Source organism: Halomonas sp. BM-2019 (assembly GCF_017584085.1).
On the sequence record NZ_CP071922.1, the window covers coordinates 2,047,851 to 2,058,616 of the forward strand.

At 69.8% G+C, this 10,766-nt stretch carries 12 protein-coding genes; 4 read left to right on the top strand and 8 right to left on the bottom strand.

The window, feature by feature from the left end:
- From J5F18_RS10170 to J5F18_RS10195, 6 genes are all read right to left on the bottom strand, one after another.
- On the bottom strand, positions 1-930 hold a 930-nt coding region (locus J5F18_RS10170), incomplete at its 3' end, for an ABC transporter transmembrane domain-containing protein (protein ID WP_346302118.1).
- A gap of 189 nt (positions 931-1,119) precedes the next feature.
- Positions 1,120-2,454 carry a GGDEF domain-containing protein gene (locus J5F18_RS10175; protein WP_346302119.1) on the bottom strand — a complete coding sequence of 445 codons (1,335 nt, stop codon included), beginning with the start codon at positions 2,452-2,454 and terminating at the stop codon, positions 1,120-1,122.
- Positions 2,455-2,741: 287 nt separating this feature from the next.
- Positions 2,742-3,749: a nucleoid-associated protein YejK gene (yejK, locus tag J5F18_RS10180; RefSeq protein WP_346302120.1), complete on the bottom strand. Its 1,008-nt coding sequence runs from the start codon at positions 3,747-3,749 to the stop codon at positions 2,742-2,744.
- Between the two features lie 66 nt (positions 3,750-3,815).
- The gene (locus J5F18_RS10185; protein WP_346302121.1) at positions 3,816-4,577 is read right to left on the bottom strand and encodes an ABC transporter permease; all 762 of its coding nucleotides are present in this window, start codon (positions 4,575-4,577) and stop codon (positions 3,816-3,818) included.
- The gene (locus J5F18_RS10190) at positions 4,574-5,515 is read right to left on the bottom strand and encodes an ABC transporter ATP-binding protein (protein ID WP_346302122.1); all 942 of its coding nucleotides are present in this window, start codon (positions 5,513-5,515) and stop codon (positions 4,574-4,576) included. The genes J5F18_RS10185 and J5F18_RS10190 overlap by 4 nt, the downstream gene beginning before the upstream one ends.
- A 121-nt stretch (positions 5,516-5,636) precedes the next feature.
- The gene (locus tag J5F18_RS10195) at positions 5,637-5,915 is read right to left on the bottom strand and encodes a peptidylprolyl isomerase (protein WP_346302123.1); all 279 of its coding nucleotides are present in this window, start codon (positions 5,913-5,915) and stop codon (positions 5,637-5,639) included.
- Positions 5,916-6,077: 162 nt separating this feature from the next.
- Here J5F18_RS10195 and J5F18_RS10200 point away from each other — a divergent pair, with 162 nt between their 5' ends.
- The 4 genes from J5F18_RS10200 to J5F18_RS10215 all read left to right on the top strand — a co-directional run bounded on the left by J5F18_RS10200 (position 6,078) and on the right by J5F18_RS10215 (position 9,791).
- Positions 6,078-6,620 carry a hypothetical protein gene (locus tag J5F18_RS10200; RefSeq protein ID WP_346302124.1) on the top strand — a complete coding sequence of 181 codons (543 nt, stop codon included), beginning with the start codon at positions 6,078-6,080 and terminating at the stop codon, positions 6,618-6,620.
- An 88-nt stretch (positions 6,621-6,708) separates the two neighbouring features.
- Positions 6,709-7,674 carry a DUF523 and DUF1722 domain-containing protein gene (locus tag J5F18_RS10205; protein WP_346302125.1) on the top strand — a complete coding sequence of 322 codons (966 nt, stop codon included), beginning with the start codon at positions 6,709-6,711 and terminating at the stop codon, positions 7,672-7,674.
- A 9-nt stretch (positions 7,675-7,683) separates the two neighbouring features.
- Positions 7,684-8,877, top strand: a complete 1,194-nt coding sequence (locus tag J5F18_RS10210) for a methyltransferase (protein ID WP_346302126.1) — start codon at positions 7,684-7,686, stop codon at positions 8,875-8,877.
- 389 nt (positions 8,878-9,266) lie between these two features.
- Entirely contained in the window at positions 9,267-9,791 is a 525-nt protein-coding gene (locus J5F18_RS10215; protein WP_346302127.1) for a hypothetical protein, read from the top strand.
- A 61-nt stretch (positions 9,792-9,852) separates the two neighbouring features.
- Here the strand turns inward: J5F18_RS10215 and J5F18_RS10220 are convergent, their stop codons facing one another.
- Both J5F18_RS10220 and J5F18_RS10225 read right to left on the bottom strand, forming a co-directional pair.
- Positions 9,853-10,338, bottom strand: coding sequence for an SRPBCC family protein (locus tag J5F18_RS10220; RefSeq protein WP_346302128.1), 486 nt, complete (start codon positions 10,336-10,338; stop codon positions 9,853-9,855).
- Between the two features lie 12 nt (positions 10,339-10,350).
- Positions 10,351-10,766 (bottom strand): sigma-E factor regulatory protein RseB domain-containing protein (locus J5F18_RS10225; RefSeq protein ID WP_346302129.1); only part of this gene is annotated, 416 nt, incomplete at its 5' end.

Sequence of the window (10,766 nt, forward strand, 5' to 3'; positions counted from 1 at the left end):
GACATCGCCGGCCACCTCGGCCAGGGTGGCCACGGCGCCGGCCGCCAGCACCGCGTAGAAGACGAAGGCCGAGAGTTCGCCGGCCGTCATGGTCCCGGCCAGCACCGCGAGCCCGCCTTGCCACAGCATGATGCCCACCGCCGCGAAGACCGCCAGCATGGCGATGCCGGTGAGCCAGGCGCGCTGGCGGGTGCGCGCCACTGCGCTGACGAAGGCCTCCTCGGCGCGGGACGCATAGTCGCGACGGTCGATGGCCTCGTGGGTGAAGGCTTGGACGGTGCGGATGCCGGTCAGCGCCTCGTCGGCATAGCGGCCGAGTTCCGCTACTCGATCCTGGCTGGCACGCGACAGCCGCCGCACTCGCCGCCCGAACCAGAGGATCGGCAGCACCGTGGCGGGAATTCCCAGCAGCACGATGGCCGACAGCCAGGGCTGGGTCACCAGCATCAGGGTCACGGCGCCGAGCAGCATCAGCAGGTTGCGCAGGGCAAGCGAGACCGAGGAGCCAAACAGGCTCTGCAGGACGCTGGTATCGGCGGTAAGTCGCGAGGTAATCTCCCCGGCGGCCTGGCCGGGCGCCTGGGCGCTTTCGAAGAAGCCGGGCTCCAGGGTCAGCAGGTGGTCGAAGACCCGTCGACGCAGGTCGGCGGCCAGCCGCTCGCCGATCCAGGTCACCAGGTAGTAGCGTAGCGCCGAGGCCATCGCCAGCACCGTCACCACGGCGAGCATCAGCGTGAGGGCCCGGCCCAGCGCGGCGCTGTCGGCGGCCATGAAGCCGCGGTCGATCACCAGGCGCAGCCCCTGGCCAAGCAGCAAGACGCTCCCCGCGGCCGCCAGCAGGGCCAGGGCCGCCACGGCCAGTCGCCATCGATAGGGGGCCAGCAGGCGCAGCAGGCGCAGCAGCACCCGCGGGTCGGGGCGTGAGCTCATCGCGGATCTCGGCAGGCGGGAAAGTAACCGAACATGCGTCGACGATAGCAGCCCGGCAAGGCCCCCGCATGCTCGAATCCCCGACCCTGGGTTGAGCGCCATCGTTCGTGTCGCTCAGTCACGCCTGGACGACGGGCCGCAGGGCGGCAAGGGCAGGCAGCCGCCCCACCCTGATCGTGTTCAGGAATGTCAGGGAGGAGGCTCGCCAGCCGAGGCTGGAGCAAGGCTACCTGCTTCGCTAGGGGCGACGCCTCCATCTGGCGGGTTCATGCACCTGGCCATCATGCTGGAGGCCCAGGCCGGCGGATCGGCCGATGAATGGCCCGGTTGCTGCGGCCGGGAAGCCACCACCACGCAGTTGCGGCCTTGTGCCTTGCCCGCGTAGAGGGCCCGGTCGGCGCGGAGCAGGGCATGATCCAGCCGCGATTCCCCCTCCTCGACTCGGCTGATGCCCACCGTGACGGTCAGCGATGTCTCGTCGCCGAGTACAGGCAGCTTCAGGGCTCTGACCCGGTCGCGCAGCCGCTCGCCGATGGCAGCGGCGGTGGCGAGGTCGGCCAGGGGCAGGGCGATCACGAACTCCTCGCCGCCATAGCGGCCCAGCACGTCGGACTCCCGCAGCACCGACTGACAGCAGCTGGCAACGGAGGAGAGCACCAGGTCGCCCACCGCATGGCCATGACGGTCGTTGAGCTGCTTGAACAGATCCACGTCTACCATGCAGATCGCCAGGGGCGTACCGTCGCGGCGAGCCCGGCGAAGCTCCTGTTCGGCCAGTTCGAAGAAATGGCGACGGTTGGCGATGCCGGTCAGGCCATCGATGCAGGCCATGTGGCGCAGCCGGGTCTCCAGTGCCGCCCGCTCGCGGATCTCGATCTTCAGGCGGCGATTGGCGGAGCGTTCCTCCAGCAGCAGGGCAAACTGCTCGCGCTTGAGTCGCTTGATGCGGGTGATGGTGACGAAGCCCAGCAGGTTGACGAAGAGCAGCAGCAGCAGGCTGGTCAGCATTAGCCCCGGCGGCAGGGGGGCCCAGAGCATCGCCGACATCACGAAGCCCAGAAAGAGGTAGGCGTTGCCGGCCAGCATCCAGGGGAGGCGGCTGGGAATGAACAGGTAGAGGGCCATGCTGGCCACCACGATCGAGGCAACGTGGATGCCGCTGCTCTCGGGGCGCAGCGGAATGACCAGCAGCAGCCCCGAGAGGCCCAGCAGGCAGACCAGGTTGATGGGCAACTGCCATTGGGCCACGGCGGGTCGTTGCCAGACGGCCAGGGCCAGCAGCAGGCAGACCGCCACGATCATCAGGCGCATGGCCAGCAGGGTGAGGAAGGCCTCGCCCGGCCCCAGCAGGTTATAGTCGGCCAGGGAAAAGGCCAGCAGCAGCGCGGCGATCACGCCCAGCGCCAGGCGCAGCTGACAGGCGTGGTAGGAGAGCAGGGTGCGCTGGAACAGAGCCTCCAGTGCCGAGTCGCGAAACTCGGCCTGCCAGTTCAGCTCATGGCCATCCACTGCGCTAGGCGTCATACAGCATTTCCTGGGGGCTCGCGCCACGCCGGGCCTGGCGTGGCGATTTCCCTGCGAGTCATGGGTTTATGCTAGTGCGGCTTGTTCTCTTGCGGCTTTCCCTGATGCCGTCCGGCGAGGCAAGGACAACTTATCGAGCTAGCTTGGCCCCGAATCGCGCGGGATGCCAGCCTGATTTCCGCTCTGTCCCTGTTTGCCTACGGGTCGTGTAAGAAATGACTTACATAACAGGCTTCTCCTTTGCTATCAGCCTGTTAGGATTAAGATTCTCATGCTTTCTGGATCATTTATTTCCTTTTAAGCTGTTCTTTCAACTGCTTGGGCACCTGCTTGATGATTAGCCGGTCCGCGGCCTCGTCGTACTCCACGCTGGAACCGAGTAGATGGGAGTCGAAGCTGATCGAGACCCCGCCGGCGCGGCCGGTAAAACGGCGAAACTGATTGAGGGTCTTGCGGTCCGGCGGGATCTCGGGCGAGAGGCCGTAGTCGGCGTTGCGGATATGCTCATAGAAGGCCTTGGGCCGCTGCTCGTCGAGCACCTCGGAGAGCTCCTCCAGGGTAATCGGCTCGCCGCGGCTGGCCTGGTCGCTGGCGTAGTCGAGCAGCGCGGAGGTCTTCTCCCGGCTCGCCTCCTCGGCCAACTCCTCCTGCTCGACGTAGTCGCTGAAGGCCTTGAGCAGGGTGCGGGTCTCGCCGCCGGCGTCCACTCCCTCCACGGCGCCGAGCAGGCCGGAAAAGCCCTCCGCCAGCGCCTTGCCGCCGCGGTCGCGGGTCCAGGAGAGGTACTGCCGCGACTCGCCGCGCTGCCACTGGCTGAGGTCGACTCGCGCCGCCAGGCTCATCTGGGCCAGGTTGAGCTGTCGGGCCGGCACCACCGTCAGGGCCTCGTCCACCGCGAAGCCCTCGCGGTGATGCAGCAAGGCCAGGGTCAGGAAACGGGCGTCCCCGAAGCGGGTATCCAGCACGACCAGATCGCCGGACACCGACAGATGGGCGTCGAGCAGGCTGGCCAGGCGCCCGGCGAACTCCCGGGTCAGGGCCACGAAGTCTCGACGCTCGGCCAGGTAGTCGCCCAGCTCCGCGGCCAGCGGCGAAGCCGGCTCGCTGCCTGCGCTTTGCGTGGCGTCACGAAAGTGGCCCCACGCCTTGCTCTTGCCGTGGTAGGCCTTGTTGAGCCCCTCCAGCAGGGCGTCCAGGGCATCGGTCGGGGGCAGCGTCGCCTCGGCCGCGACCAGCCTGGCCGGGGCGTCACCGGACGTCTCGATACGATGGACGATGGCATTGAGGATCGGCATGGGGCCTCCCGCGATGGTGGACGAGGGCGGCGATGATACCCGGCCGGCTGGCGTCTCGATACCCGGTCACGGCTTGAGCCGGTAGCCGGTGCGGAAGATCCGCTCCACCACCACCAGGGCAACGGTCAGGAACAGCAGGATCATGCCCAGGCTGACCACCGGGCTGACGTCGCTGATGCCGTAGAAGCTCCAGCGGAAGCCGCTGACCAGGTAGACCACCGGGTTGGCCAGGGTGACCGCCTGCCACAGGGGCGGCAGCATGTCGATGGAATAGAAGGTGCCACCGAGGAAGGTGAGCGGCGTGATCACCAGCAGTGGCACCAGCTGCAGCTTCTCGAAGCCGTCGGCCCAGATGCCGATGATGAAGCCGAGCAGGCTGAAGGTCACCGCGGTGAGCACCAGGAAGAGCACCATCATCAGCGGGTGCTCGATGGAGTAGGGCACGAACAGCCGGGCGGTGAGCAGCACGATCAGCCCCAGCATCACCGACTTGGTGGCTGCCGCGCCCACGTAGCCGAACACGATCTCCCAGTAGGAGATGGGCGCCGAGAGGATCTCGTAGATCGAGCCCGAGAAGCGCGGGAAAAAGATGCCGAAGGAGGCGTTGGAGACGCTCTGGGTCAGGAGCATCAGCATGATCAGCCCGGGCACGATGAAGGCGCCGTAGCTCACGCCGTTCACCTCGCTGATCCGCGTGCCGATGGCGGCGCCGAAGACCACGAAGTAGAGCGAGGTGGAGATCACCGGCGAGACGATGCTCTGCAGCACGGTGCGCAGGCTGCGCGCCATCTCGGCGAGGTAGAGGGTCTTCACGGACTGCAGGTTCATGTGGTCTCCTTGACCAGGCTGACGAAGATCTCCTCCAGGGAGCTCTGGCGGGTGTGCAGGTCCGTGAAGCCGATGCCGGCGGCCTCCAGGTCGGCGAGTAGCTCCGCGATGCCGGCCCGCTCCTCGTCCCGCTCGTTGGCATCGTAGGTGTAGACCAGCGCATGGCCCTCCTCGGCCAGTGCCAGCCGGTGACGGGCGAGGGAGGCCGGCACCGCCATCAGGGGCTCGCGCAGGTGCAGCGTCAGCTCCTTGCTGCCCAGCTTGCGCATCAGGGCGTGCTTCTCCTCCACCAGCACCAGCTCGCCGCGGCGGATCACCCCGATGCGGTCGGCCATCTCCTCGGCCTCCTCGATGTAGTGGGTGGTGAGGATGATGGTCACCCCGCTGCTGCGCAGCTGCCGGACCACCTCCCACATATCCCGGCGGAGCTCCACATCGACCCCGGCGGTGGGCTCGTCGAGGAACAGGATCTCCGGTTCGTGGGCCAAGGCCTTGGCGATCAGCACCCGGCGCTTCATGCCGCCGGAGAGGGTGATCAGGCGATTGCGGCGCTTCTCCCACAGCGACAGCGAGCGCAGCACCCTCTCGATATGGGCGGCATCCTTGCCCTTGCCGAACAGCCCGCGGCTGAAGCTCACGGTGTCCCAGACGGTGACGAAGGCTTCGTTGGTCAACTCCTGGGGCACCAGGCCGATGCGCTCCCGGGCGGCGCGGAAGTCCCGCACGTTGTCGTGGCCGTCCACCAGCACCCGGCCCGAGGTGGCGTTGACCAGGCCGCAGATCACGCTGATCAGGGTGGTCTTCCCCGCCCCGTTGGGCCCCAGCAGGGCGAAGATCTCGCCGCGCCGGATCGCAAGGCTGACCTCCTTGAGCGCCTGGAAGCCGCCGGCATAGGTTTTCGAGAGGCGCTCGACGGTGATCACCGCATCGTGGTTCAAGAAGACCTCCTATCGACAGGCGAATGGCCCTGCCCTGGCGTGGTGGGGCGCTGGGTACAGGGATTGTACAAAAAAGCCGCGCATGACGGCCATGCGCGGCTGGGGGGGGGCGGCCGGCGGATCAGCTGCGGCTGGTGATCTCGAGCAGGTGGTAGCCGAACTGGGTCTTCACCGGACCGTGGACCTTGTTCAGCTCGCCGGAGAACACCACCTCGTCGAACTCGCGGACCATCTGGCCCGGGCCGAAACTGCCCAGGTCGCCGCCCTGGCGGCCGGAGGGGCAGGTGGAGTTCTGGCGGGCCACCTCGGCGAAGTCACGGCCGCCCTCGATCTCGGCCTTGAGGGCCTCACACTTCTCCTTGCTGTCCACCAGAATATGACGCGCGGTTGCCCTGGCCATGAACATCTCCTGAAAGTTGGCTCTCGGGGCCGGCAAGGCTGCCGGCGGTTCACCGGGGAGGATACCATGTCCCCAAGCCGTCGCGGGCCACCCGCCCACCCACCGGGTCTTTCACCAGGAGGGGGCTACCATGAAGATTGCGGTCATCGCGGGAGGTGTCCGATGAGTGCGATAACGCCACTGCCGTCCACCTGGCAGGCCATGCGAGGGAAGCTGATCCTCTACGGGATGATGTCGGTGCTGCTGGGGCTCTTGCTCGCCCTCGAGAACCCCGAGGCGGGCCCTGCGGCGGCGCTGCTGCTGTTCCTGATCACCACCCTGTTCGAGTGGCGCGCGGCCCAGCGGCTCAATCGGGCGCTGGCGGCCTTTGCCCGGGAGATCCCCGAGCCGGGGGAACCCGAGGCGTCGGTGCATGGCCTCCAGGGACTCGTCTGGCCGGCACGCGGCATCTCGGTCCGGGGCCTGACCTGGCGGTTCCGGGTCCAGCCGCTGCTGGTGGCGGTGGGGGAACGCACCTGGCAGGTGGCGCCCGCCGAGGCGGGGGCCGCGGCACGCGAGGCCTGGCTGGAAGCGCTCGAGCACCGGCGCCGTCGGCCGGGTCGGCGCCGCCGCCCGGGGCGCGCGGGGCCGGAGGAGCCAACAGCGGCCGGTGGGGCCGTGGAGAGCGGGGATGACGGCGACCCTGGGCAGCCTGCTGCCCGATGACGCTACCGTCGGGGGCGTCGCCTGACACTCCGGGAGGGGTGTGGCACCCTGGCGGGATCAGGGGCTTGGGCGGCGAGGAGCCAGAGAGATGACGCAGCAGACAGAGCGCGGGGGCATCCCGGTGGGGATCAGCGCCTGCCTGATGGGGGAGCCGGTGCGCTACAACGGCGGCCACAAGCGGTCGCGGTACTGCCAGGACGTGCTCGCCGAGCGCTTCGCCTTCGAGCCCTTCTGCCCGGAGCTGGAGGCGGGACTGGGCGTGCCCCGCGAGCCGATTCGCCTGGTGGGCGCCCCGGATGAGGTGCCCCGGGTCCTGGGCACGGTGGACCCGAGCCTGGATGTGACCGAGCGGCTGGACGAGGTGAGCCGCGCCTTCATCGCACGGCATCGCCACCTGCGCGGCTTCATCCTGATGAAGGGCTCACCCAGCTGCGGCCTGGAGCGGGTCAAGGTCTACCACGCGAACGGCATGCCCAGCCACGCCGACTCGGGTGCCTTCGTGCGGGCGCTGCGCCGTCACTTCCCGGAGCTGCCGCTGGAGGAGGAGGCGCGCCTCAACGACGCCGTGCTGCGCGAGAACTTCATCACCCGGGTCTATGCCGCCGACGACTGGAAGCGCCACGTGGAGGCCCATCCCAGCTATCACAACCTGCTGCAGTTCCACAGCCGACAGAAGTACCTGCTGATGGCCCACCATGTGGAAGCCTACCGCGAGCTGGGCCGCTACCTGGCCGAGGCCCACGACCGGCCGCTGGAGGAGGCCATGGGGCACTACCTGCAGCGCTTCATGGCGGCGCTGGCCAGGCCGGCCACCCGCAAGACTCACACCAACGCCCTGATGCACGTGTTCGGCTACCTCAAGGAGGCCCTGGACGGCGAGACCAAGCAGGACCTGCTCACCGCCATCGAGGACTACCGCCAGGGCCACGTGCACCTGGCGGTGCCGATCCGCCTGCTGGCCCACTACCTGAAGCGCCACGGCTCGGAGTATATCCGTCGCCAGACCTACCTGGACCCGCACCCCTACGAGCTGGGGCTGCGCAACGCCATCTGAGTCGATCCCGTGACCCATGACGAACGCTTTCGGCGCCTGACCGCGCGGCTCTCCGAGTGGCGCCCGCTGTGGGGCTGCCCGCCCTTCCAGCACCCGACGCCCCCCTGGCGCTCGCGCTGTCCCGGCCTGGCCGAGACCCTGCTGGCGCTGCCCGAGGCGGAGGTGGCGCGCCTCCAGGCTGCCCCCTTCTCGGCTTCTCCCCTGGACGCCTGGCTGCCGGTGGCGGAGCTGGCCCGGTTGGTGGAGCTGCCCTCCCTGGCGGGAGCGGCCGAGGCGCTGCCCGAGGCCTGGGGGGAGCAGGTGGGCGGACGCAAGTGGCGCCAGCTCCAGGCCTTCCTGCCCCAGGTGGAGGTCGCCCCGGGGGAGGGCCTGGTGGAGTGGTGCGCCGGCAAGGGGCACCTGGCCCGGGCACTCGCGCGCCTCCACGACACCGAGGTCACGGCGCTGGAATGGGACCCGGCGCTGTGCGCCGACGGCGAGGCCCTGGCCGAACGCCAGGGCGCGCGGGTGACGCTGCGGGTGCAGGACGTGATGGCCGCCGACGCCGCCCGTTGGCTGGATGGGCAGACCCGGGTGGCGGCGCTGCATGCCTGCGGTGACCTGCACCGGCGCCTGCTCGAGCTCGTCGCCGCGACGGGCAGCGCCCTGACCCTGGCCCCCTGCTGCTACCAGCGTACCGCCGACGACCGCTATCGGCCGCTGTCACGCCTGGGCGCCGAGCTGGCCGAGGCCCATGGCCTGGCGCTCTCCCGCGACGACCTGGCCCTGGCGGTGCAGGAAACCGTCACCGCCCCCCGCGGGGTGCAGCGCCACCGCGAGCGGGCCGGCGCCTGGCGGCTCGGCTTCGACCGGCTGCAGCGCGAGGTGCGCGGGGTCGACGCCTACCTGCCGGTGCCGAGCCTCGCCTACGGGCGGATGCCGGCCACCTTCGAGGGCTTCTGCCGCTGGGCGGCGGAGCAGAAGGGCATAGACCTTCCTACCGGCCTCGACTGGGCGGGGCTGGAGGCGGCCGGTCGGCGGCGCCAGCGCGAGGTGGCGCGCTTGGAACTGGTCCGTCATCTGTTCCGTCGCCCGCTGGAGGTGTGGCTGGCGCTGGACCGGCTCTGCTTCCTGGAGGAGGCCGGCCATGCGGTGGAGCTCGGCACCTTCTGTGCGCGCGCGCTCACCCCCCGCAACCTGGTCCTGCGCGCGCGGCGTCGCTGAGGCGGCGGGCGCCTGGCCGCTGCGTCAAACCGGGTCTATTACTTAGGTGTACGAATCAATAGGGAGACCGAGTGTCGATGTCCATGACGCTGGAGCAGCGGCTGGTGCAGGTCTGGCCATTTGTCACCACCAGATCGCCACCACCGCCACGGCCAGCGATGCCCGTGATGGAGAACCGCCATGCGACCCCTGACCGCTTCGCTTCTCACCCTGGCCGGCGGCGCCCTGCTGCTGGCCGCCGCTCCGGGTCTGGCCAACGGGCCGGCGACCCCGCCCGACGACGATCCCGCGCTGCGCATCCTCGAGTCCACGGTGCGCTATCTGCCATGGCTCGATCTGCTGGTCTTCGAGCAGCGCCTCGAGGGCGAGGCCGGCAGCCGCGGGGGGCCATGGATGGTGCGCCGGTTCTGGGCTATGTCTTCCCCACCGACCTGCCACCCACGGCGGTGGGCTTCGGCGAGGTGGCGGGCATCCTGGCCCTGGCCGCCACCTCCCACCCCGACTTCGACGACACCCCGCTGTGGGACGAGAGCATGGATGGCCGCTACGACAACGACGGCGGCGTCTGGCACACCCACTGGGTGGTGCTCACCGAGGACGACCGGGTGCCCGGCGGTTTCAGTGTGGTGGAGATCGGCGAGGAGGACGCGCCGATCCTGCCACCCACCCACCCGGGTATGCCCCTCTATCTGGACTCCCCGGGACACGCCGTGATCACCCAGGGGGATGCGCTGCGCATCCTGGTGCCGGCCTATCGGGTGAAGGGACAGCGCGACTTCCGCTTCGATGCGCTGACCGCCTATCTGGAGGTCAACACCTCGGATCCGCAGCGTCCCACCCTCGGGGTCTATCGGGTCTATGACGTGGCCTCCGGCGACCTCTCGCTGCCCTACGAGGTGGTGACGCAGGAGTAGGCACCTTCTGCGCGCGCGCGCTTACGCCCCGCAACCTGGTCCTGCGCGCGAGGCGTCGCGGTCACCCGTGAATCTCCACGCCGCCGATCAGCGGTGCCGCCAGGTGGTCGGCCAGGCCCCGGGCGCCCCGGCGCATCAGGGCATGATGGTTCCAGGCGAAGAGCGGACGGGCCAGGGGGGCGAGCCGGTTCATCCAGCCCAGGGTGGTCGTCACCCGCCACAGGTGGGTCACCTCGGTGGTGCCCTCGACCTCGCGCAGTGACCAGCGGCCCAGGCCGGTCAGGTCGCCGCTGGCCCGGGCATCGACCCGGTAGGGGGCGTGGGTGCGGGTCACGCACACCTCGAAGCGCAGGCGATAGCCCAGGGTGCTGCGCCAGGTGAAACGATAGCGTCGACCGTGCCCGGCGGCATCGCCGGGGGCGAGCAGGTCTACCGCCTCGAGCCCCGGCCACCAGGCCGGCCAGTGGGCGGGCTCGCTCAGGGCCTCGTGCACCGCCGGCAGGGCGGCGGCGAGTCGCCAGCGGGTGACGAAACGGTAGGCCGCCATGGTCGCCGCCGCTCAGGGCGAGAAGTGGTCGGCGGGCAGCGGCGGGTCGAGCACCAGCTCGTCCAGCGTCACCCGCTCGAGCTCGCGGCCGTGGCGGTCGAAGCTGACCACCCGTCGCGGCAGCCCATGCTCGGCGTCGAGCCACAGCTCGTAGCGGGCGACCTCGCCCACCGCATGGCCCGGGGCGCCCTGGACGGCGACGTGCTGCACCTGGTGGTCGCCGAGACGCGCCTGGCCCAGCGAGCGCAGCTCACCCCGCCACTGCAGGCGCTGGACGTTGCGCAGCAGGGTGCCCAGGTCCGACTGGTCGACGCGATGCCCGCGGGCGCTGCGCACCAGTCGGTGGGTGGGGCGCAGGCTGAGGCTGGGACCCGGCGCGCCGAAGGGCCAGACCCGCACGCGGCGGGTCTCGGGGCTGTAGACCAGCA

Coding starts and splice junctions, on each gene's coding strand:
- J5F18_RS10220 (WP_346302128.1), bottom strand. CDS start 10,338: ATGGCGGCCTACCGTTTCGTCACCCGCTGGCGACTCGCCGCCGCCCTG.
- J5F18_RS10200 (WP_346302124.1), top strand. CDS start 6,078: ATGAGTGCGATAACGCCACTGCCGTCCACCTGGCAGGCCATGCGAGGG.
- J5F18_RS10215 (WP_346302127.1), top strand. CDS start 9,267: ATGGATGGTGCGCCGGTTCTGGGCTATGTCTTCCCCACCGACCTGCCA.
- yejK (WP_346302120.1), bottom strand. CDS start 3,749: ATGCCGATCCTCAATGCCATCGTCCATCGTATCGAGACGTCCGGTGAC.
- J5F18_RS10195 (WP_346302123.1), bottom strand. CDS start 5,915: ATGGCCAGGGCAACCGCGCGTCATATTCTGGTGGACAGCAAGGAGAAG.
- J5F18_RS10205 (WP_346302125.1), top strand. CDS start 6,709: ATGACGCAGCAGACAGAGCGCGGGGGCATCCCGGTGGGGATCAGCGCC.
- J5F18_RS10175 (WP_346302119.1), bottom strand. CDS start 2,454: ATGACGCCTAGCGCAGTGGATGGCCATGAGCTGAACTGGCAGGCCGAG.
- J5F18_RS10185 (WP_346302121.1), bottom strand. CDS start 4,577: ATGAACCTGCAGTCCGTGAAGACCCTCTACCTCGCCGAGATGGCGCGC.